The following is a 23,916-nucleotide window of genomic DNA, read 5'->3' as shown; positions in this document are numbered from 1 at the left end:
AATGAATTTAAAAAAATTTATAACCCAAAAAGGATTATCGCTTACAGAGGCACTCGTTGCCGTTGTTGTTTCCACAATCGTAATGGGTGCTACTTACACAATTTATAGTAATTTTCAGGGAACTTTTGTAAGACAAATAAATCATAATAACATGAAACAAGAGGCAAGATTTGCATTGCATGTTTTACAACACGATAGCAAAATGGCAGGTTATAAACATCCTGATAGCACAGATGGTGAGGTTCAGGTACCTGTAAGAGTTTTAAATACAGATGGCACAGAAGTTTCGGATGATACCGAATATGGAGAAATAGTATCCTTTTGTTTTGATACCGAAGACAATAGCGGTAACATTCAAAGAAAATTAATTAAATATGAGTTAAAAGCTCCTTATTCTCCAATTACTGACAAAACAGTATTAAAGAAAAAAGTTTGGAATACTACTAATTGTGATGAGGACGATGCTGTTAATACCACAGTTGACGTTGATTGGATGCCTGTGGCTCAATTTTTTGATGAAATTGGAATTAGAATTAGAAGCAAACACATTGATTTTGAAATCACTCTAGTTTCCAAAGATGAAAAGGTGACAGAAAAATATACAGCTTCTTCTTACATGAGAAATCTTAACTTCGGTGGCAAAACCTATTATGTTTATGATGAAGAAGATCTACATGAAAGCAGAACTCCAGTTATTCCTTTTACTGGCAGTCTTAAAGTTCAATGTGCTAATAATTTAACAAGAGATATTCAGCTTGCTAACTTTGTAACCTCAGATGACATAATTATACTCCATCAAGGAGAAACAGTCGGAGGTACTAGTCTAAGAAAAACACATGATGCAATAGTGTTTAATAGCGAAAAACCTCCTGCCATCACTGGAATTCCAAGTGTGAGTCATGATGAAATGAGATTGAAATTAGTGACAACTACCTCTGCTGCTAATTTACCACCAGGTCTCACTGTTACTTCTGGATATGATGATATCAATAATAATAGTTCTGGAGACGATGGGGAGTGGGATGGTTCTTTAAAACTTGAAGGTACTTTAGATAATTTAGATGACAATTATACTTTTAATTCTGATGGTTACCAAGACTTTACGATTAGATTGAAAGCAGATTTGGATACAAGTTGTGATAGTCAGCCATGGGTAAATCAAAACGAGGCATATAAAGACTATACAGTTAGAGTAATGAAGTATGATGCACCTCAATTTTCGGATGTAAATTTGCATACCTGGGAAGCGAAGGGGTTTACTTATGGAAATGCAAATTATGAAAGAAGAGGTACCTCAAGTTACAATGGTGGACCTAATTATGATTTAACTGATGATGGAAGGTCATTCTACATACAACAAAATTTAGCATCACCATCTTTTTTAGCATCTACAGAAGAATATGATTCTTTTGTTTTAAAAGGAATGATTTGTTCTGGTGGTTATCCAGATTGTAATCACAATATGAACGCATGGATGGATGATGATATGTTAGGATTTGCCGCAGGATATCAAAGACCAAGTGTTGTTCAAAAAACTTGGCCTGATGGAAGAATTAGAGCTTGTGCTGGAATAGATTATGAAAGTTTAAATGGTACATCTGGATTTAGTGCATCTAGATTAAGAAATTCATTAAGAAGCAATGATAAAACAGAGTGGGATGGTTTGTCTGCATCTGAAAAAAATGATTGGTGGGGAGAACCAGCGGATATGGTTTATGATATGTATTTATGGTCTTGGTGGGGTGCTCAGGGTAACAGATCGGCTATACATCTTCATCATTTTAAAGGTTATGAGTTTGATCACACCAGAAATTGTGGTTACAACGAGGGATCTTATTTATCACATGCTGATATGAGTAGGCTTACAGGATGGTCAACTCCAAATTCATCTAAGATGTCCGATTTTAATGAGAATGGGTATAACAGACTTTTTGCAAGGTTTGATAATACTAGACCAACAAATACTGGTTTCAGAAACTGTGGAGGTAGAGGAAGATCATTCTCTCGAATAAGTTATAATCCTGGTGCATCTCATAAATGGAATTGTGGCCATGGTCGTAATACTGGTGTTAAAAATACTGTAACTTTAACATACCATCCAAATAAATTTAGAGCTAACATAGATAATAAGCCTCATGTTTCAAGCGCCAATAGTCAAAGATTTACAGCTTTTGATTATAGATTTGATAGTGATGGAGATTTATTTGATCATACATTATCAACTTGGCCATTTAATGAAGATACAACACCTACAGAAGTAAATTTACCTGATGGTGATGATGATACAGAAGATTTAACAGGCGATGGGTTTCAAAGGTTTCAAAAAGGTTCGGTTGCTATAGTTTCTTTTTCACAACCAGACAATAGGTATTCAAATATTCAAATCGCAAGACTTCCAAGGTTTATACCAAATAAAACAGATTCAAATAAACCAATGCCCAAAGCTCAAAACTTATATTATTATATGGATGACGATTATTTTACCATCAATAGAATATATGGATTGTTGAGTAAATCTTATGATCCCTTCGGAGAGCATGTTGAGGTATTAGTTCAATCTACTACTACAGACGTTTGTATTCAAGTTGGCAGTAGAGGAACAGCCGAAACTGGTAGTTTTAAAGCTCAAAATGTAGATGGTTCTAGTAGGTCAATGAATTGTAGGTTAAGTGGGGATTGGAGAGCGACAACTGCTGTTTGGGCAAATAACACTGAACTTCCCAACATTGGTGAAATGTATGATACTCAAGACAAAAATTCATATAGCGGCGCAAGAGCATCTGTAACAACAACAGCTGGTAATACTGTTTATGTCTTTGCCGATGGTTCTTTTAGATACCAAGCTTATGCAGATGGATTTAATGACGGAACTCCAAAATTTGATTCTTTTTATTATGCCGTTCAGTCAGAAGATACTTCCAATAATAGAATTTCAGATATTAAGAAGGTTTATATTGGTTTCAATATAGAAAATACAACACCAACAGGGGTTTCTTTCAAAGAAGCTAACGGCACAGCAATCACAGACAATAATAATTTTGATATTGCAGAAGATGATACTAAAGATTTTATAGTAGGTGAAATTTACACAACAAGTACGCAAGAACCAGATACAAATGATTTTGTGAGATTTAATCTTGGTGAAGTTCCTAACGATGATGCAGATAAAGATGTAGATCATGGTACGAGGTTCAGAATTGATCAAAAGGATGATAAGTATTATTTAGTTTTAAATGATAGTTCTGATATTAGATGGTCTAATTTACCCTCAAATAAAAAATATTTCTCTGTAAGAATTGTTGCTACAGATTTAAGAGGGAATCAATTAGCTACCACAGAAAAAGTATATGTGGATAGAGTTGATTGCTCTGAAACAGCAATGGAAAATATAACTGTATACAAAACAAAAGCTGCAATGACTATTGAAGGTTATATTCAAGGACGAGAAGGGGAAAAAGTATTTAGACGACAAACTGTTCCTTTGACTAGTGAATTGGATGAGGCTGTAATTACATTTGATTTTCCAGAAAGATCAGTTCAACCATCTGTAAAAATTTCTGAAAAAACAGTGACTGTTGGCGGAGAAGATGTAGTTATTGGAATGTTATCAAACAGATGTAAGCAAACCCATAATTTCATTGATAGACAACAACTCTGGAGCAACTCATAATGAATAATAAAAAAAATCAAAGAGGTTTTGTTCTTGTATTTGTAATTGCTGTGGTCTCTGCACTGTCAATTATGACTGGAGCAATGTTTTTTTATTATGACAATGACTTAAAAAGTGTCTCAAGAAATTCTGTCATGCAACAAGTAAATCTTGCTGCTGAAACAGGTTTGCAAGAAGGTCAAAAATGGATCACTGATCAACTTAACTCAAATAGTTTTACTTTAGTCGATATTCAAAACACTCTGCATGTAGATGACTCAGATAATAAATGTTTGAATAGACATGGTTTTACTAATTCAAGTGAAGATGTTTATTATGCAAAAAAGATTAGTGCTAATCTTGGAGTAGATGATCCTAAATTTGAGGACATGTCTTACGAGGTCTTTGTTCAAAGACATGCGGATGTAGTTAGATCTATATATTTTTCAGAACAGGGTGATACAAATAATAACGGAAGAGATGCAGTTTATACTGACAGATCATTTGCTTTAGTAGAAAGATTTAAGGATTTTCCTTCTGATCAATTTACTATTGAGATGTGGATTAAGAACATGCAGGAAGATAGCGATAACACTTATAACATGCATGCTTTTGAATACGGGAGGCTATGGGATCTTGTATTTAAAATTAAAAATAATGATTGGTCTCCAAGATTGGGAGAGGTAGTGCTAGCTGGAGATGGATCTGTAGGAACTCCAGTTAAAGGTGAGTGGGTTCATATTGCTTGGGTATGGGATGGAGGAACTCCAGGTAGTACAGATACAGATAATGTTAGAATCTATCAGAATGGTGAACTGGTTGGTACTTATGATGCTGACATTGGCGCAAGATCAGCTTATGGCTATACTAACACACCTGAGACACTACCAGGAGATGACCATTGGCCATTAGCAATAGGAGAAGGTCTTCAAGGTTTCAATACTAACAGTTATTTAACTGGAAAACCAATTATTCAAAGTGTTCCTTGGCTTGGTAATATTGCGGAGATGAGAATATGGAATGTTTCTAGGTCTGAAACTGATATTGCAAACAATAATCGAAGAAGATTAACTGGTTCTGAACCAGGTCTTGTTTCATATTATAAATTTAATGAAGGATCAGGTAATACTGCTAAAGATTTTAATACATCAAGAGCAGCTGATAGAAAAAATGATGCAACGATCTATGGGATTGGAAACAAAGGAACGTTGTGGAAAACAGAAATATTAAAATATCCAGTAACGTCAACAACTGATGACGAACCATCAATAAATGTTCCACCGGGAGAAGATGTTGTTTATTACAAAATTTTATCTTGTGGTAATGGACCTCAAGGCCAAATAGTTCCTCTTGAATTAATAGTTTCTGCACCAGTACAAAAAGGAGATGTAGGAACTGGAAAGATAGCTTTAACCGAAGAAGATTTAAATGATCTTACAGGTCAGGAGGGAACACCGTTAAAAATTTCTTTAAATACTTACATAGGACAAGAAGGAGTTACGGGTGAAATAAATATCGATAATTCAGGTATAGATAATACTAATATTCCTGTTTTTAAGAGAGCCATGGAGCAATGCAATAACTTGGATGATTTTACTACCTTTAGTGCAGCGTCATCTTACAACGAAGGAGATTGTGCTGAATTTGAGGATGTATTGTATTATTTAGAAAACGACCTTGGCAAATCATCTGGCACGGGTTTTATAGAAGATGATTGGGTAGAGGTTTTGGGAAGTGGATGTGATGGTGTTCAATTTGTACCCTCTGCAGATGATGATCCTAGTTATGGACATTATTATAAATATTTTTCAACTGCACCAAATGTGACTGGAAGTGAGATAGGTTACAGGGGAAATTCTATAGATTGGTGGGAAGCCAAAAGAAGAGCAGAAGCGTCTACTTGTGGTGGAATGAGAGGTTACCTCGTTTCTATTGAAAGTGCAGATGAAAATGAATTCATAAAAGATGCAGTAATGTGTAACAATAGCACAGACTCAGGATGTACAGGTGTTACTCCTTTTCATGTAGCTGCAGGTGAAACAAGAGAAAATTATTATGGTACAAGATTAGACTCATCAAGTGATCAACATTTCATATGGCTTTCTAATTCTGATTGGAGGTCCCCAACTGCCAATGCAACCAATATGAGGTCAGAATCTGGTCCTAATATGGGAATACTAACCTCTGAATTAAATAGTTCTTTTACTGTTCCTTGGCAATCTGGAGAACCTAATAATGCTGCAGAACCATACGCTGATATGGAAATAAATAGATCTGGCAGGGTAAACGGTAACTGGAATGATCTTAGAAGATTTCCTAATTGTACTTCAGGAGGGTTAGACTGCATCACAGGTTATGTTGTTGAATATGGTGGCTTTGATTACTTCAGGTTAAATCATGACGATCCTGATGATGAAAATGATGATGTTGATAGTGATACAAAATTTTGTGTAGCCAGAGCTACTATAGAAAAGGATAAATATGTTGGGCCGTCAGATTTAAATTCTGATGGAGATTATGATGATGATAACGAAACAGAAGATTTTTTAAAATATGTTACTACCTCAGAAGATGCTCCTTCAGCAATTTCAGCCGATACCTCATCAGACTCTGATAGTGACACTAGTGATGATTGGCCAGGATGGAACCTAGAAACAGGTGTATTAACTTTAGTGCATGATGATAAGCCTTCTGATTGGGATCCTGCAAGTGATTATTCTGAGGATGACTTTGTTTGGTATAATAATAGAGTTTGGCAAGCAGAAGAAAGTATCACAGGAGGATCATCTTTAGATATTAGTAAAACTCCAACGATATATAATCCTGAAGTTTGGACTTTGTTTACAGGAAACGAGTCAAACGCACCTTGTGCTGATATTGATGTTTGGGACCAAGCTTTTGAATCTATTTATTATTTTAATAACAAAGTTGTAGAGGCAGAAGAGGGAGAAAATCCATATGCAAATGAGGGGACTGATGGAACTGATGGAACTGAGTTATCAGAAGATGATGATTCATTGCCTTCATTGGGAGAACGTACAATTTTATTTTCTTTAGGTCCTTTACACGTTGAGGAACATAGAGATGGTTATAATCATTTTTACGAATTCTATGAATTTCCCAGAAGAGCAAGCGGAAATTCAAATAATGATATTTTCAACGATAGAAATCGAAGAATGAACGAGGCCTTTTCATTAGCAAGACAGTTAGAGTATTTTGGAAAATCTGCTTATTTAGCAACAATAACTAGTGAGTCTGAAAATGATATTGTAACTGAAAAAGCAGTAGGCAATGGATGGATGGGAGGTTTAACTCAATCTGCAAATCAAACTACACCTGGTGATTTAAATAAATGTGGAGGATTTAGTAATGAAAATTTATCAGATTCTTCTGATGATTTTTTAGCCTTAAAAAAATTTGATACAATTAAATTTTATAGAGGTGGTCAGGCAATTAATACCACTGATAAATATTTAAGGAATATTGTTGAAAAATATACAAGCAGTAGCTCGCCACCAACTTCAAAATCAATTACAGCAATTTCTACTGCTACACCAGCTAGACTTACTGTGACTAGCCATGGTTTAGATCATGACGATATAATTAGAATTAATGACGTAGATTCTGGTGCAACAGATAGTGATCAAATGCAACTTGATGGAACTAGTTACGATAATACTGGATTTTATAGAGTCGTCGTTGTCAATGATAACAATTTTGATTTAGTTCATTTAGACACAAGAGAGCCTATTAACGGCAATACTTTTTTTAATGGTTATAGTGGAGATGGTGAAATGTGGGAACTTGAAGGAATTCAAAATGAATTCTACAGAAACACAAACACCTCTAATGTTTCATCTGCCAATTCAAATCCTCAAAGTCAGAGTGGCATGAGATTAATCTACAAAGATCCTAAAATTGCCTTAGCTAATGGTAAAGGTGTTGAGGGTAGCGGAAGTGATGTTGAATATAGTTCAGGAACTAGAACAAAAAATTATTTTGATGATGGATTTTTCAAGGCTGATGACAGATCACATAGTGATTGTTCAATATGGAGATGGATGACTGGGCCAGAACAATTTATATATAATAATAGAGGATTAGCTTTTGCTCCAACCAGAAAAGCTTCTAATTCTCCTTCTGCAAATAATGGTACTTGGACAAGAAGTGCACCTACAGGACAACAGGTTGGTGAGGTATTTGTTGATGGAATGCCTTTTAGAAATTGGAATGGAACAGGAGAACCAAATGATGTTAAACGTTCAGAACACGGTATCCATTTATTAGGAACTCATTTCCCAGATAGCGCAGAGTTGACATGGAATGATCTTCATAATTGGAATAATGGACCTGATGATTCTTATTCTGATTATTCAATAAGAGGTTTAGTTTTAGAATATGGAGGATTGGAAAATGTTGGAGACCCAGTTGTAAGAATAGCAACAAAAAGAACTATTAATTTATATGATAGAAGAGTAACTAAAGCAGTAATAAAAATTAAATCAGGATCTCAATCAGGTGATAAATTAGTGGTAGGTGCAGACGAATTGTCTGAGTTTAGTCTAACTGCAACTAATAACGAAACATCAACTGTAACTATTTCAGGTGATGGTCTATGTCAAAACTATTTAGATTTAGTTAAATCTATGCACTTTGAACACAATGCATCCACAGCAGGCACAAGAGAAATTGAAGTTTTGTTGGGAGATGTTCAAAAACCAACAGGAGCTGAACATTACTATCAATTAAATGATACTCAGCTAAGTTATAATCAAGCAAATTTTCAATCTAGTTATAAAAACTTATGTGGTATTCAAGGTTATCTTGCGAATGTTACAACATCTGCTGATTTGGATGCAATAAAGGCTCTTGGAGTTTCTAATGATAAACAAGCTTGGGTAAACGGTACAGATGAATGTCAGGGAGGGATCTATAGACCAGGTTTTTGGAGATATACATCAGGGCCCTGGAAAGATAAAGAATTTTGGAGGTTGAGAATAAATTTTAGTAATACTCAACTGAATAATATTGAGAATGAAGCAAGTTGTAATGTTAATAGTTTAAGATCATCACAAAACAGTGTTCGTGTTGGGCCGTTTAACTCAAGTAATTGGGTTAGTAGTCACCCAGCTGCAAATACAAATGATTATCTTGCCTTCCAGCAAACTACGAACTCAGCTACCACTGGTATATTAACAAGAGACGGAGCAGCTAACTCAGATGTTGAAGGATACATAGTCAGATTTGGTGGAAGTGTAGGTGATTTCATAGGAGCAACTATAGAAGAAGATGACAATAATATTAATGTATTATTAGGTCCTGTTAGAGCTGAAGTTTCTTTTTATGATGATGGAACGGATAATAGTATTTTTATCGATGATGAAGATACAGTCAAAATTGATACATCAGGCGACATATCACTTTCAACTGGATGGAGCAGGACTGCAGAGTTTGATGGATCAGGCAATACTCCATTAAAAATAACACCACCTTCAGGTGAGGCTCCAACGATAGCAGAATGGAGAGACGAATTGGAGAAAGTGTACTATCAAAATACTGATACAAGCGATTTCACACCTGGAAACAGAAAAATTAAAATCAAATTAGTTTATAACGATACAACACTTAATCAGGAAATTGGAGTTGTGAAAGCAATTGGAAGTAGAAACGCTGTAACTGTTACACCAATATCTTGGAACAATAGATAACTAATCTAATCTCTTCCAGTTGTTGAAGATCCAGATATTTGATTTGTAGTTCCATCAGCATCTTTTGTTTGAACAGTTACAGTAGTTGAAACCGAGTCAGCAAAAGATTTTCCTGATAAATTTTCAAAATTAGATTCAACAGTTACAAAATAACTTACACTACCACCATCATCATAACCACTTGCAGGTAAGGTTTTGCTTATATCGCCTGTCAAGGAAGAATTTATATCAGAAACATTACCGCTCATATCTACTTCAAAAGATGAGGCTGGTGTAGCATTTCCTGAAGAGGTAGAGTTATAAGTTATATCTTTATCAATAGTAAAATCTCTAGCTGCTGCACTTCCTATTTGAACATCACTAGCAACAATACCTTGATTTATAGTCCTTGAGCTATAATTAATTGTGTGAGTAGGTACAAATGATCCTGCAGTATCACCAGGACTATCTACTGCGCTAGCCGCATCTCCTCCTGCAGTATCTACATAAAGTGTAGTGCTTATTCCAGTAAATGTTTCTGTACCACTAGATTTAGTGTTTAAGTCAGAATAAGTTGTTGTGCCTATACTATAACTGTCAGTTTCAATTATAGATGTATCGAAGAGTTCAATTTCGTCTCCATAAGCAAGATCTAAATAACCTCTTAAAGATAGATCAAAGATAGTTTCGGTTTCTTCTGTTTTGCTTTCTGCCAACAAATCTTCTTCAACTCTACTTTCAGCTATAATTTCATTTGCACCAATTTCAATAACTTCAGTTTTTATTTCAGCTAGTGCAACTTCTTGAAAAGCAGCATCTACTTCTGAATATATCTCGTTTAATTGACTATCAATTTCTGAATAAAGTTGATTTATTTCTTCTTCTGAAGCTCCATCTTCAATAGCCTGATCTACTCTTGAATATAATAAATTTGCTTCTTGATCTGCTTTTTGCGCTAATTCCTCTGCTCTTTTTTCTGCTTCATAAATTTCAGGAAATTGTTCAGCAAACTGTTGTTCATATTGTTGATCCACTTCCTGCCAGGCAATATCTGCTTGATCTTCTTCAACAAAAGTTACACTTCCATCTAATTGAAAAATTGGAACCAATCCTTCATCAGCTGCGTTTGTCCAATTTTGTGCATAATCGTCTGTATTAAATATAAAACTTTCTTTTGTCTGATTAAATTCTTCATTAGTAAAAACATCTAATCTAATTTCATTTGATAATTGGTTTTCAATTGATACTAAACTAAATGCTTCTGCAGATTGATTAGCTTCAGATATTACATTATCCATTTCAAAAATAATTTGATCTAATTCCTCAGGAGAGGCACCAGATATTAGTGCTGTCTCAAATCTTTGATTTAATTCCTCCATTTGAGGATCAATTTGTTGCTCAAAAATTTGACCTCTTTCAAGATCAATTGCTATTTCGTTTTGACCTCTTAAGATTATCTGCTCAGGTATAAAGTTTTCAACAATACCTCCATTACTAGCAATGTTTGCAAACTGAGGTTTCAAGTCTATATCTCCCATTTCTAAAAATACAACATCACCAGTCTGGTCATTAACGATGGGTACTTTAATGTCATTTAGTCCTGCGCTAAATTGATTTAATTCAGTTGGAACAAAATCTACATTTTCTATCCTTGCTGAAATTAGCATGACTTTCTCAAGTTCATTTTGTAATTCGTTTGCAAAAAAATCATCTGCCTCTGGAGAATTAATATCCAGACCCTCTGGTAACTGATTTTTTACATCTTCTGGAATCAGGGATCTTGGTATATTTTTTCCACTATTCAAAAAAGATTTTCCAAGTAATTGAGCGGTTATACCTCCATCATCTTTAGACAATGCTGTGACTAAAGTGTCTACAACAAGATCACTTAACTCTTCATCTTCTCCAAAAATTTCATCTTGAATAATTTGTTTAACTTCTTCATTTTGTTCATCTTCGTTTTGTGCAACTAAAACTTCCTCTGTATTTTCATTTTCTGTTACTTCTATTTCTGGCTCTATTTCAAGCTCTTGGAATTTTTTTAATTCATTTTGTGAAACTATTACTGGTTGTCTCGGAGGAGTATTTTGATTTACTTCTGTAAATAAATAAGGTTTATCTAAAAGAACTGTTCCAGCAGCATTAGAAACTTCAACAGCTCCAGGTCTTAATCCAAGTGAATTTTTAGGTCCTGGTCCAATTAGTAGTATTTTACTTTTTGAGGTATTTGCATCTACTGAAGCTTTGAATTCAGTTCCTCTAGATCCTATTGTCCCTGCAGGGGTTTCAACTACTAAATTTTCAGGGTTTTTTTCAGTAATTTTTCCAGTTAATATTTTTACACTACCTGATTTTATTGTTGAAAGTAGTTTACCGTCGCTAGTTTCTGGATCGAAAATAAATTCATCAATAGTCAACTCAGTACCAGACCCAATAGTCATCACAGTTTGATCTATGAATAAAATTTGAGATTTTCCTCCATTTTTAGTGACTAAAGTGTCTCCAAAATAAACAGAGTCTCCAACATTTAATTTTTTTCCATCTTGATTAAATGCATCACCAACCACAAAACCAATAATTCCAATTTCTTTAGCTAAGGACGATGAAATACCTAATAAAATTAATAAGGTTATAGATAAAGCCATTTTCATTGAAAAGATTTTATATGTTTTTTTCATTAGAAATATATTCTTTTTGTTAAACCAAAATTAAAAGTTTTCTTTTCATAATCGTTTTGAAGCCAGTTACTGTTGTTGTTAGTTTCAGACAAAGACAAACTATAACTAAATGTATTTAAATTTTCTTTTATTCTTTGAGAAGTTTTAATAAATTTAGTTGAATTAAAAAGTTGACCCAAGCTCCCATTCAAAGAAATAGTATAGTTTTCTACATTGTCATTTCTAATAATTGATGGATGAATGAAACTATCTATTTGATTGTATTCTTTGTCAGTTTTTGAATAACTTATTCCAAAACTACTAATTGGAAAGTTATTTGAGTAAGAAATTGTTAAAGAGTCATCTGTTAGTCCGTTATAATCGGCAATTGCTTCAGTTTCATTAAACGCATATTTTAAAGTTAAAGATTGTTTATCGCTAAAAAGATATTGATATCCAACGTTCAAACCTGCTTTAAATGTATTAGACTGTCTTTTAGATGCATTTGAAGGATTTTGATTTCCTCTTGTCTCAGTCAAAACTAAACCAGAAAGAATTTTATGGTTACCATAAATATTATAATTGTTATTCAAACTAAAATTTCTTGAAATACTGTCAGCGGCTCTTCTTGTATTAGTATCTGTAAGAGAAAGAGATCCATTGAATACATTTTTTTCAGAAAAATTACTATAACTAGCTGAAAATGAATTTGTATCATTTTCGTCTGAAGTACCTCTATTTTGTTCTGAGCTTGAAGTTCCAATAGATAGGTTTAAATTTGAGTTATTATTTATTTGATAAGTTGCACCTAACAAATAATTAATTGTTTCAATATTATCACCTTTGACTCCAGTCATATCTACAATTGCTCCAGAAGAATATTTTGTTTGGGAATTAGAAATACTTCCTACATTTGTATGTAGTGCTGTTTTCCATCCAAAATCTTGATAAAAAATCCAATTTGATTTTGAAATTTGAGCTTTATCTTTTCTTTTTTGCTCAGCTTTGTTTACAACATCTCTAGCTTGTTGCATTGCTTCTTTTTTTGTTTCATTAATTTTCTTTTTATTAATATCATCAAAAACTTGAGCTACTCTTCTTTTTGTATTTTCATCTATTTCATCTGTTTGTCTTATTTCATTTACAAGTCTCAAAACTTTTTCTGTACTGTCTGTCTTAACCGCAATTGATAAGAGATATAATTTAAGATCAATATTTTCTGGATATAAAGCAGTTAATCTTTCTAAAGTAGCAATTACATTTTTAAAATTACCAAGTTTTTCCTGTTCTCTTGCATATTTTAAATTTAATTTTAAATCAGTAGGATTGTTTAAGATTTCTTTATACTTAACTTCTGCTTTAACATTATGAGCAAACAAAGACACAAAAAGTATAATTATAATTTTTAAAAAATTTTTTTTTATGACAAACTCAAAGTTCAAAATACAGACCTTAATTTTTAATTAAATTTAAATATACTTTTTATTATATATTAATTCCTAGATGGCATAATTCCAGTTCTTTGACCATCTATTGTATTTTCTGTATCGCTTGCATCATCATTGTAGTCTGTAACATTAAGAGCAATTGTAGCGACAGAACCTGTTGAAGGGTTTGGTGATCCATTCATTTGAACGTTAAAAAAGTCTGTCGCAGCATCAGCATAATAATTTCCTGCTGCAGCAGTAAAATTTGATGGATCAAAACCTCTCTCACCTGATTTAGTTGTAGAGGCTGTGGTGCCATTAGAATTATTAATACTAAATATTCCGTTATTTGTTCCCCACATAGATGTTGTAGCCGTCCCATTTGAATAATCAGTTGTAAAAGAATAACTAAAATCTACATTTGCATTTCCATCTAAAGTTAGAGTTCCTGAATATGTGTTATTGATTGTTTGTGATGCAAAATTAACCGTTGTTACACCACTAAAAGTTCCTGAACCCGTTCCTTTTGTTGCCGCCATATTGATATTGTTTCCAGTGTAAGTATAAGTTCCTGAAGTGATACCTTGAAAGTCTCCATAATTTGTATCACCTAAATTTGTACCACCATAACGTAAAATATAAGCAAGGCCGTCACCTCCTTCAGCATTTGCCATTGCAATTTGATTTTCTGTAGTTTCATTTTCAAATTCTGCTTGTAAATCTTCACCGACGAGTTGAGTAATGTCCACACCTAATACATCAGCTATTTGATCAAATGTTAATCCTCCATCACTTAAGTTTAGAGCATCTGTTATCAGTTCTCCTATTATTTCGTTTCCTGTTATTTGTTGGTCGTCAAACAATCCCTCTTTAATAGCATTTTCAAAACTTTGAGCATCTAAATTTGCTTGTATATCAATAGCGTCTTGAAATTGCTGAAGTTGCTGTTGTGTAATTTCTACAGGTGGTGTTGGAATTTGATTAAAAGTTAATTCTGTGAAAGAAAAAGGAGTATCAAGTATTACACTTCCAAGCTCATTAAAGACTTCAACTGCACCTGGTCTTAATCCCAAAGTATTATCCTCACCTGGTCCAATAAGTAAAACTTGAGCATTTTCTTCCTCATCAACTATAGTTTGAAATTCAGTTCCTCTAGAACCAATAGTTCCTGCAGCAGTTTTTACTTCTAAGTTTTCTGGATTTTTTTGGTTAATTAAACCACTTAGAACTTTAACACTTCCTTTATTTAAAGTAGTTAAAAAATTTCCATTTAAAGTATTAGGGTCAAATACAAATTCATCAATTGTAATTGAGGTACTTTCACCTATAGTTAAAACTGTTTCATCTAAAAAAATTATTTGTGATTTTGATTTACCATCAGATATAATTTCATCACCAAAGTATACTTTATCTCCTGCTTGAAGGATTTGTCCTTTTTGATTTGTTATTTTTCCAATTGAAAGTGAAATTGCTCCTATAACTTTTTCCTCAGCAAATAAATTATTTGCTAAAAATAAAGTAACAAAAATGATAAAAATTTTTTTCAAAACATTTGCCTTTTAGTCAATCCAAATTTGATTATTTCCTTGTCATAATCATAATTTAAAATATTTGATTGTGAACTTATATCAGAATAAGAAATATTATAATAAACATTATTCAAATAATCATAATTTAAAAATTTTTCTAAATTTCCATTAAGAACCAAACTGTTTGTTGTTATATCATCATCTCTAATTTGGTCACTTTTCACAAAAGTGTCTGCTTTATCATATTTATTTGAGTTTTTAGAATGTGATACTGTATAATTTAAAAATCCAATTTCACCCGAGGTAGAGATTTTATAATAGTTGTTTTCATATCCATAAGAATCTAGCCTAGCATTATATTCATTAAAACCTAACTTAAATTTAATATTACTTTTATCTTCAAAAAAATATTCGTAACCTGTCGATATTCCATAATATGAATTATTTTTATTATCAGCAGAAGCGAATGTTGAGTCAGTCCTATAATCTGTAACACCTAGGTTAGAGGATATTAAAAAATTTTGATTTGGTTTAGTTAAGTATCTATTTTCTAATGTCATATTGTAAATGACATTCTCAGCATCATTAACAAATTTATTGTTATTTATTGAGAAATATCCTGAAGTATAGTTTCTTTCAAATTGTTTATTATAATTGACAAACAAGCTATCAAGATCATTTTCTTTATTTTTATCTTTATTTTGTTCAGTTATATTTTTACTTAAGCTTAAACTTAAATTTGAAGTATCAGAAAGTTTTTTAAATGCTCCGCTTCTTACAAAAAACTCATTATATGTGTCATCATATATTGTGTTTGCAGCATAATTACTAATAGTGTCACTAATGAATAAAGTTTTTGAGTTTGAAACAGTATTCACGTTGTCTTCTTCAAATAGATTGAAACCAAAATCAACATATTTTACCCACTCATTTTCATTTTTTGTTTTTTTTTGATTTTCTAAGGATTTAATTAATGAATTTAATTTTTCTCTAATATCAGCAGTTAATTTTTCACTTTTTTGAATATCTTCAATAATTGCTTTTGTCCTTTCTTTAGAGTCTATTTTTAATGATATTGATAACAAATATAACTTTAGATCGATATTTTCAGAGTAAAGATCAGATAATCTCTCTAAGGTGGCAATAACAGTCTTGTAGTTTCCTAAATTTTCTTGTTGCTTTGCAAATTTTAAATTTAATTTTAAATCTGTTGGGTTATTAAGTATTTCAGAATACTTTATGCCACCCGATTTGTCGTTAGCCATAACTATTTGATCTGTTGTTTCAGATTTACTCTCTACAGTATAAATTTTATTTATTTTATCTTGGATATCTTGAGGTATATTTTTAAATTTTTTGAGTTCATCGAGTATTTTTTTTGCGGATAATTCGTCATTATTTTTTTCATAAAGGTAATATAGTCTAATCTTGATTTCTAATTCTTTAGTATAATTTTCATTTAATATTTCTAAAACATAAATAGCCTCATTAATTTTTCTATCCTGCTCTTGATCAACAAATTTTAATGCTTGTTTTAAGTCAGTTGGTTTATTTAAAATTTCACTTAAAAATAATTCAGCATATACGTTTGTTGCTGAAAAAATTAAAATTAGGATAGAAAATATTTTTTTAGTCATGTTTAGAGAATCCAGAAATTATTAAACACGTAATATCGTCTCTTAAAGGCTCACTTCTTTTAGTTAATATACTGCTTAAATGGTTAATAATTTTTGATGGCGATCTAAATTTATTGTTAACAATTTCATTTTCAACTCCTTTTGCCTCTAGCTCTTTGTTATTCTCCAAGTATCCTTCAGTAACACCATCTGTATAGATCAATAAGTTTTTATTATTCAACTCTATTTCACTAGTTTGAAAAAAATCATCATTGTCCATTTTCATAATTCCAAGGGGAGGGAGGGTAGATTTGTAATACTCAAACTTAAAATTATTATCATAGACCATTATTGGTTCATGACCTAGATTTATATATTCAATTTTTTTTTCATTTATTTTATATCTTCCTATTACTGCAGTAATAAACATTCCTTGATATGAAGACTCAGCAACTTGGTTATTTACATATCTTGCTATTGTTGAAACAGATTTTTCAAGTTTTGCCATGGATCTAAATACTGCTGCTGCACTTGCCATTAATATTCCTGCTTTAACACCTTTTCCAGAGACATCTGCTAAAGTAAAGTAAAACTCATTATCTGAAATTTTGATGTAATCATAATAATCTCCAGAGACGTCTCTTGCAGGGACATTTTTTGCACAAAGAATATTTTGATTTTCAAATGTATTTGGAAATAATTTTTTCTGAACTTCTCCTGCTATTTCTCTCTCTTTCTTTAAAATTATTTGTTTTTTTTCGTTAGCAATTGCAATTTCATTTTCTTGAAGATATCTAAAATATAGGGTTAAAAGAAACAACAAACTAGAACCCATTATTGTATAAAGGACGTCTACAAAATAATTAAATTGATATAATATTAAGCTTGTTGACATAAGAGTTAAAACAACTCCTATAAAAAATAGTATACTAAATTTTGGATTAACTCTTTTTGGAATTATTAAAACTAAAATCAAAGAAGTTAGTAAAACAATATTTTCAATTATATCAGTTAATAAATTTTTTATTATAAAATCATCGTTTACTATATTTTCTATTGCATGCGCATGAGTTTCTACTCCAGGTATTACTTTACCGTTTGGTATTTTAACAAAATCAAATAAACCTTGTGCTGAACTTCCAATTAAAATTATTTTATTTTTTATTTTATCTTTAGAAATTTTATCATTTAGTACATCACTTGCAGAAACATAATTATTTTTATTAAATTTTTTGTAATTTATAAAAACTATTGAGTTTGGATCTGTATTTATTGAGTATTTTCTAGTTTTTATTTGTTCTATGCCGTTATTGCTTGATTTAACCAAAATGCTTTTATGATTATGAAAAAGTCTTAAAGTTTCTAAGCTTAACGATGGCCATACATCATTATTGATTTTTAATAACATTGGCAAAGATCTCAAAACTCCATCATCATTGTCTAAGTATGAAATGTTTCCAATACCTTTAGCTTCATTGTTCATTTGTTCTAATGAGGTAATTTTGTTTTTAAACTTATAAAGATATTGTTCAGGATCCATTCCTCTAGTTATCAAGTTCATTTTTGGTTTAGAGTTGTTTAATTTATTAATCTTGGAAATATCCCCCAAAACTGGAAGAATTATATTTGAGCTTTTGATTGCTTCTATAAATAATTTATCAGAGTCTAAAATATTATCTTTCTCAATATTGAACTCTTCAAAAACTCGAATAGGATTTTGTTTGTCTGCTTCACTAAAAAAGAAGTCAAACGAAATAACTGATGCATTAAGATCGTTTAATTTATAAACTAAATTTGCAAAAACATCTCTTCTCCAAGGAAACTGACCTATATCGTTTATACTTTTTTCATCAACATCAACTATTAGCACATCGTTAAATTCTGTTTCTTCATGAAATATAGATTGGTAAATATCATAAGAAATATTCTCAACTCTTTTGACAAAGCTACTGTCTTGAATTTTAAAGGAAATTAAAAGAACTAATATAATTAATCCTAAATATTTTTTTAAATTTGAAATTGAACTGAAAATTTTATTTATAACCATAAAGCATTTTTAAGAGCTTCATCAGAAGTGTTGATTGTATTTTTGTTTTGTTTGTTTTGTATGAAAAAAATTTCCCTATTAATTGAGGGTTTGCTTATTTTTTTAAAAAGTAATTTGTGATCTATTGCAACACTTTCAGGAATTATAGCTACCCCTAATCCACTTTTTACACATGCTGAAGCTGTAGTATCACTATTAGTAAATATGATATCTCTATCATTACTATTTTCTTTCCTAATCTTAATATTTTTTTGAACCTCGGAATAACCTGGAACCACACCCTTTTTTCCTAAATAGTCATAAAAAAAGAATTCACATGTATTTCGAAATATATAATTTTTCTCTTTTCTTATCATTTCAATATTTATTTCTTTTAGGTTTTGAAACTTATGACCTTTATAAAATGCTACACAGAATGGATCAGAGTAAAGATTTGATTTTAAAATGTTTTTATCTTGTGTATTTATACAAGTAATAGCAAAGTCAATTTTATTTTGTTTTATTAAGTTAATCATTTCAAAACTATCATCCTCAACAACTTTAATTCTAATATTTGAATTATTTTTTTTTATTAACCAAAGAATATTTTCTTTATGTGAGTGTGATAAGGTAGCAGGGATTCCAAAAGTAATTTGATTTACTATTTTAGTTTTTTCCTCAATTTTTAATGATTTTATATTTTCTATGACTTTATCATTAAATGATAGTATTGACTTTGCATTTAGATAAAAAATTTCTCCTTCTTTAGTTAATAAGACACCTTTTTTTGTTCTAGTAAATAATTTTTTTTTTAATCTATTTTCTATAATTTTTATCGCTCTTGTTATAGATGGTTGAGCAACATTTAACTCTGTGCTAGCAGATAGAATGCTACCTTTGTCAGATACTGTTATAAAGTACTTTAAAAATTTAGGGTTTAAAAAATCTTGATTGGACATAATATTATATAATTTTTATATATAAAAATTACCTTAATATATAATTTTTTTAATTTTAACAGTGATTTTTTTTATAAATATTTAAAATAGTCCATTTTCCTATTTAAAGTCTCCAATTGTATTTTCTATGTCTTCTTTTTTAATCATCATTAAATCTAATTTTGTTTTATTATTTTTTTCAGCTAGTCTAACTGATTGATTTTGAATACAGTCTTCAAAAAATCTTCTTAAATCTCTCGCATTTGAATATCTCTCACCAGTAACCTCAATTATTTTTTTACAAGCGTTTTTAATTGAATTGCTTGCATCGTTTGCTACTACATAGCTGTTCTCTCTACACATTTTATAAAAAATTTGATAAAGCTCTAACTCATTATAGTCATCAAAAATTATTTCTCTTTTAAATCTCGATACTAAACCAGCATTACTATTTATAAAATTTTGCATATTTTTTTTATAACCGGCAACAATTACTATCAGTCTATCCCTATAATCTTCCATGTATTTTAGCAATTCATCTATAGCTTCTTGACCATAATCATTTGGATCTTTCTTGTTGATCAGGGTATAAGCTTCATCAATAAACAACACATTATCTATTGCTTGGTTGAATTTATCTGCAGCTCTTTCGGCTGTTTTTCCTTTTTCTGCAACAACTAAATCGCTTCTTGTAACTTCAATTAGTTTACCGCCATGTATTAATCCTAGTTCTCTATAAATTTCTGCGAGAAATCTAGCAACTGTTGTTTTACCAGTCCCGGGGTTTCCAGAAAAAATTAAATGAAGAGTTAATGATGGACCTCCTTCAAGTCCTTTTTCTTTTCTTTCTTTAGAACTTTGAAGGTAAGCAACAAGTTTTTTGACCTCATCTTTTACTTTTTTTAAACCTGGAAGTTTATTAATTTCTTGAATAGTTGATAGATTTACTTCACTCATTGATTTATGTTTAATAATAGTTAATTATTATACAGTCTTAAATAAATGAAACTATTTATTCAAATATTTTTATTACTATTTTTAATTAATTTTAATGCAATTTCAGGTGAGTCAGGTGATTTACCTGGACAAGAAGAAAATAAACCAGAAGATATATTTGATAAAAAAACTGAAGAGCAAGAAGGTCTGGATGTCTCAAGTCTTACAGAATTGTTAAAACCAAAAAATACTGACGTTTTACTTCCAAAAAACCGTCTAGATCAAATCTTTAATCAATTGTTTTTAGCGGAACTCAATAAAGATCAACTAAAAATAATTGGAGAGTGTGAAAAAAGTTTAGTAGATGGTAATTGTTTTGTAGTAGAGCCAAAAATATTATCAAATCATTTTAACAATTATTATTTTTATACGAATTCTCAAAATCAAGTTTATTCAATAATTGTTTTTAATAATGAAAAACAAGGAGACTTAAATAATTGCAAAGATAAAATTTCTCTATGGAAAGATTATTTTAATAGTTTTGATTTAACAGAAAAGGAACCTAATGATAATTCGTTAAACTTTGTTTTAACAGATGCCCCTCAAAAAAATAGTTTAGAAATATTTGCATCTTGTTATTCTGAACAATTTAGAGATATTAAATCAAGTTTTAGTATAAAGTTTTTCAAAAATGTTTAATGAGATTTTTGGTTATATTTTTTTTATTATTTCCAAATAATCTATATGCTGGAAGCATAACCACGGATGCAAAAAAAGCTTATCAGGAAAGGGTAGAATTTGTAAAAAAATACATTTCTACAATCGAAGAAAATAGAAAAACCAATAAAAAATTTAGAGGCAGTGTAGTTGAGTCTGTTTCAGGTAACTTATATACGATGTGGGGATCTTTACCCCAAAATCAATTAGACAAACAAGCATTAGATAGCTGCAAAAAAGATGGTGGAGTTGATTGCCTAGTTCGATTTAGAACACTGGAGAAAAATTTAAAATATAACAGATATGCAAAATATATTAACTCAAAATTGAGCTTAAAGGTTTTAGGTGAATATATTAAATCAAAAAAAGTTTATTCTTCAAGAGGAATAGATTTTTTGATTAGTAAAGAAAATTTTAAAAACAAAAAAGATTTTTTTTGTGGACAAGTAAAGTCTAATTATGAGGATATTACCAATAATCTAATAAAAGAAATAAGTATCTATCCAGAATCTTTTTTACAAAACTCAGGTTTAAAATATGTAATGATTTGTGAAAAAATAACTGACAAATCATTAGGATTTGAACCAGGTGGTTTGGCACCAGGTCATGTTGATCAATCACCAGGAGTTTTTTATTTAAATTTGTCAGTCGTTAATGAAATTAAAGACTTAAAAGCAAAAAAAAATTATATTAGACTTTTGTTCCATCACGAATTCTATCACATTATAGATTCTAAATTATCATTAATGCAATTAGATGAAACTTGGGAAAAAATTAATAAGGTAGACTACTCTGATGATTTGATAAAAGATAGCACAGGAATAGATACCTCAGTAGAAGGATTTATCTCAGGTTATGCAAGAAATAATTCTGCAGAAGATAAAGCAGAATTATATGCATTCATGATTGCTCAACATAAAGAATTTAAAAAAGCTATAGCCAAAGACGAAATATTGTTAAAGAAATCAAAATTAATGATCTCTAGGCTAAAAAGCATTTCAAAAGAAATAAATAAAAATTTTTGGAAAAATTTAAATTAAGTTTTTCTTAATTCGCTAATATTTTTAATTAATTCTTGGCAATCTTTTTCAACTTTTGAAAAGACATCTGACCAGTCTCCTTGGACTTTTTGTCTGTAAATTCTAAAATTATCGTACCAAATAGTTTCATCTTTAGAATTTAACCATCTCCAATCAGAAATTTTGGGAAGCAATAACCAAGTTTGAGTACCAAGTGTTCCTGCTAAATGAGCAATTGAAGTATCAGTTGTTATAACGAGATCTAAATATTTTATTATCGCAGCAGTATCGATGAATTTTTTTGAACCACCATCCATCAGCAAATCATAATTAACAATATTTTCCTCCAAATTAAATTTTTCAATTTCAGATACAGCCGAACCTTTTTGAAGATTTATGAATGTAGCTGATGGATTTTTTACAATGTTTTTAAAATTGTTAAGAGAAACTGAATTATTAGCAACTCTAGGATTTAAACTACTACCTTGCCAGTTTAAACCAATTTTTACATTATTATTAACTTCTATCAGCGTTTCCCATTCTAGAAGTTTGTTGTCATTAATTTTGATGGATGATGGAAAAGGACAATTGCTATTAAGATCCGGTGTAAGTAAATAAATTAAATTTTGTAATGGTATCCAATAATCATAATCATCATATTCACTTTCACTACTAATAATTTCTTCTATAAAAACCATATCCTCAAAGAAATGATGCAGTTCTTCCTGACACTGAAATATAATTTTACAATTAAGCTGACTTAATGTTTCAAGGTATCTTGAAAATTGCAAAGTATTACCCAACCCACTTTCAGCAATAATTAGAATTTTTTTATTCTCAATATTTTGACCATTCCAAATTAAATTTTTTTTATGAAGTACTGATTTAAAATTTTTATCTTCATATATTCTATGATTATATTCTTTGAAACCTTCTTCAAAATTTGACATTGATAAAAGAGTAGTACCTAAATTAATTTTTGATTTGTTAAAGTTAGGATTTAGTTCAATTGTTTTTCTATACATTTCAATTGCTTCAGAATATTTTCCAGCATTTAGTAAGGTATTTGCAAAATTAAAATGTACTACGTGTGAATCTGGTTTAGCTTTAATTGCTCTTTGGTGACAGATTATAGCATCTTCATATTTATGCTGTAGATAGAATAAGTTTCCAAGGTTACTTAGAATAAAATGATTACTTGGATTGTTTATCAGACCTTGTTGATAAACTTTTATGGCTTCATCGTATTTTTGTTCTTGTTTGTATAAAGTTGAAAGACTTAAGTATGCCTTTATTTCTTGGGGATCTATTTTAATGGCAGCTTTGTAACACTCAATCGCTTTTTCTAACTTTTTACTTTGTTCATAGACTAGCCCTAAACTTAAATAACCATCTATATAAGTAGGGTCATGAGCTAAAAGATTTGTTAAAACTTTTTCCGCAGCAGAGTTATTATTTAATAAAAAAATATTTGTACCCAATCTATTTAGTGCTTTACGATCAAAATTTCTATCTAGTGAAGAAAAATAATACCAAATTGATTTATCAAAGTTATTTTGTTTATAATGAATATCTCCAATTAAATTATAAATTTCATGATTGTTAGGATCGTGTTTTAAAAGATTGCATGCATTTTGCTCAGCAAGACCATATTGTCTATTATCTAATAATTGATAATTTTTTTTAATATTTTGAGCTACTAGAGATTTATTCAT

The 23,916-nt window shown here is 30.6% G+C and carries 12 protein-coding genes; 4 read left to right on the top strand and 8 right to left on the bottom strand.

All coding sequences use genetic code 11. The features are described 5' to 3' along the window. Position 1: 1 nt before the first annotated feature. Both ACTTAO_RS02020 and ACTTAO_RS02015 read left to right on the top strand, forming a co-directional pair. Positions 2-3,670, top strand: a complete 3,669-nt coding sequence (locus ACTTAO_RS02020) for a PilW family protein (RefSeq protein ID WP_440690717.1) — start codon at positions 2-4, stop codon at positions 3,668-3,670. Continuing rightward, on the top strand, positions 3,670-9,357 hold the full coding sequence (locus ACTTAO_RS02015) for a LamG-like jellyroll fold domain-containing protein (protein WP_440690716.1): 5,688 nt from the start codon (positions 3,670-3,672) through the stop codon (positions 9,355-9,357). Before ACTTAO_RS02020 ends, ACTTAO_RS02015 begins: the two co-directional genes overlap by 1 nt. A 5-nt stretch (positions 9,358-9,362) precedes the next feature. Here ACTTAO_RS02015 and ACTTAO_RS02010 read toward each other — a convergent pair whose 3' ends face one another. From ACTTAO_RS02010 to ACTTAO_RS01980, 7 genes are all read right to left on the bottom strand, one after another. Beyond that, positions 9,363-12,014, bottom strand: a complete 2,652-nt coding sequence (locus ACTTAO_RS02010; protein WP_440690715.1) for a FecR domain-containing protein — start codon at positions 12,012-12,014, stop codon at positions 9,363-9,365. Beyond that, positions 12,014-13,435, bottom strand: coding sequence for a hypothetical protein (locus ACTTAO_RS02005; protein ID WP_440690714.1), 1,422 nt, complete (start codon positions 13,433-13,435; stop codon positions 12,014-12,016). Before ACTTAO_RS02005 ends, ACTTAO_RS02010 begins: the two co-directional genes overlap by 1 nt. A gap of 50 nt (positions 13,436-13,485) precedes the next feature. Beyond that, on the bottom strand, positions 13,486-14,967 hold the full coding sequence (locus tag ACTTAO_RS02000; RefSeq protein ID WP_440690713.1) for a FecR domain-containing protein: 1,482 nt from the start codon (positions 14,965-14,967) through the stop codon (positions 13,486-13,488). After that, positions 14,964-16,586, bottom strand: coding sequence for a hypothetical protein (locus ACTTAO_RS01995; protein ID WP_440690712.1), 1,623 nt, complete (start codon positions 16,584-16,586; stop codon positions 14,964-14,966). The genes ACTTAO_RS02000 and ACTTAO_RS01995 overlap by 4 nt, the downstream gene beginning before the upstream one ends. Beyond that, complete coding sequence (locus tag ACTTAO_RS01990) at positions 16,579-18,612, bottom strand: CHASE2 domain-containing protein (RefSeq protein WP_440690711.1); 2,034 nt, start codon at positions 18,610-18,612, stop codon at positions 16,579-16,581. Before ACTTAO_RS01990 ends, ACTTAO_RS01995 begins: the two co-directional genes overlap by 8 nt. Then, the gene (locus tag ACTTAO_RS01985) at positions 18,603-19,550 is read right to left on the bottom strand and encodes a LysR family transcriptional regulator (protein ID WP_440690710.1); all 948 of its coding nucleotides are present in this window, start codon (positions 19,548-19,550) and stop codon (positions 18,603-18,605) included. The genes ACTTAO_RS01990 and ACTTAO_RS01985 overlap by 10 nt, the downstream gene beginning before the upstream one ends. A gap of 99 nt (positions 19,551-19,649) precedes the next feature. Then, positions 19,650-20,486: an AAA family ATPase gene (locus ACTTAO_RS01980; RefSeq protein WP_440650999.1), complete on the bottom strand. Its 837-nt coding sequence runs from the start codon at positions 20,484-20,486 to the stop codon at positions 19,650-19,652. Positions 20,487-20,531: 45 nt separating this feature from the next. Here ACTTAO_RS01980 and ACTTAO_RS01975 point away from each other — a divergent pair, with 45 nt between their 5' ends. Beyond that, positions 20,532-21,164 carry a hypothetical protein gene (locus ACTTAO_RS01975; protein ID WP_440690709.1) on the top strand — a complete coding sequence of 211 codons (633 nt, stop codon included), beginning with the start codon at positions 20,532-20,534 and terminating at the stop codon, positions 21,162-21,164. After that, complete coding sequence (locus tag ACTTAO_RS01970; RefSeq protein ID WP_440690708.1) at positions 21,164-22,222, top strand: putative zinc-binding metallopeptidase; 1,059 nt, start codon at positions 21,164-21,166, stop codon at positions 22,220-22,222. The genes ACTTAO_RS01975 and ACTTAO_RS01970 overlap by 1 nt, the downstream gene beginning before the upstream one ends. Here ACTTAO_RS01970 and ACTTAO_RS01965 read toward each other — a convergent pair. Then, on the bottom strand, positions 22,219-23,916 hold the full coding sequence (locus ACTTAO_RS01965) for a tetratricopeptide repeat protein (RefSeq protein WP_440651002.1): 1,698 nt from the start codon (positions 23,914-23,916) through the stop codon (positions 22,219-22,221). The genes ACTTAO_RS01970 and ACTTAO_RS01965 overlap by 4 nt on opposite strands.

Origin of the sequence: Candidatus Pelagibacter sp. HIMB1782 (assembly GCF_052047475.1) — a bacterium.
Taxonomy (GTDB): Bacteria; Pseudomonadota; Alphaproteobacteria; order Pelagibacterales; family Pelagibacteraceae; genus Pelagibacter.
The sequence above is the reverse complement of the archived record's forward strand: the minus strand, read 5'-3'. Positions and strand labels throughout refer to the sequence as shown.

Excerpts from the sequence above, each read along its gene's own strand:
- ACTTAO_RS01985 (WP_440690710.1), bottom strand. The coding sequence starts at position 19,550 with ATGTCCAATCAAGATTTTTTAAACCCTAAATTTTTAAAGTACTTTATA.
- ACTTAO_RS01975 (WP_440690709.1), top strand. The coding sequence starts at position 20,532 with ATGAAACTATTTATTCAAATATTTTTATTACTATTTTTAATTAATTTT.
- ACTTAO_RS02010 (WP_440690715.1), bottom strand. The coding sequence starts at position 12,014 with ATGAAAAAAACATATAAAATCTTTTCAATGAAAATGGCTTTATCTATA.
- ACTTAO_RS01980 (WP_440650999.1), bottom strand. The coding sequence starts at position 20,486 with ATGAGTGAAGTAAATCTATCAACTATTCAAGAAATTAATAAACTTCCA.
- ACTTAO_RS01965 (WP_440651002.1), bottom strand. The coding sequence starts at position 23,916 with ATGAATAAATCTCTAGTAGCTCAAAATATTAAAAAAAATTATCAATTA.
- ACTTAO_RS01995 (WP_440690712.1), bottom strand. The coding sequence starts at position 16,586 with ATGACTAAAAAAATATTTTCTATCCTAATTTTAATTTTTTCAGCAACA.
- ACTTAO_RS02015 (WP_440690716.1), top strand. The coding sequence starts at position 3,670 with ATGAATAATAAAAAAAATCAAAGAGGTTTTGTTCTTGTATTTGTAATT.
- ACTTAO_RS01970 (WP_440690708.1), top strand. The coding sequence starts at position 21,164 with ATGAGATTTTTGGTTATATTTTTTTTATTATTTCCAAATAATCTATAT.
- ACTTAO_RS01990 (WP_440690711.1), bottom strand. The coding sequence starts at position 18,612 with ATGGTTATAAATAAAATTTTCAGTTCAATTTCAAATTTAAAAAAATAT.
- ACTTAO_RS02020 (WP_440690717.1), top strand. The coding sequence starts at position 2 with ATGAATTTAAAAAAATTTATAACCCAAAAAGGATTATCGCTTACAGAG.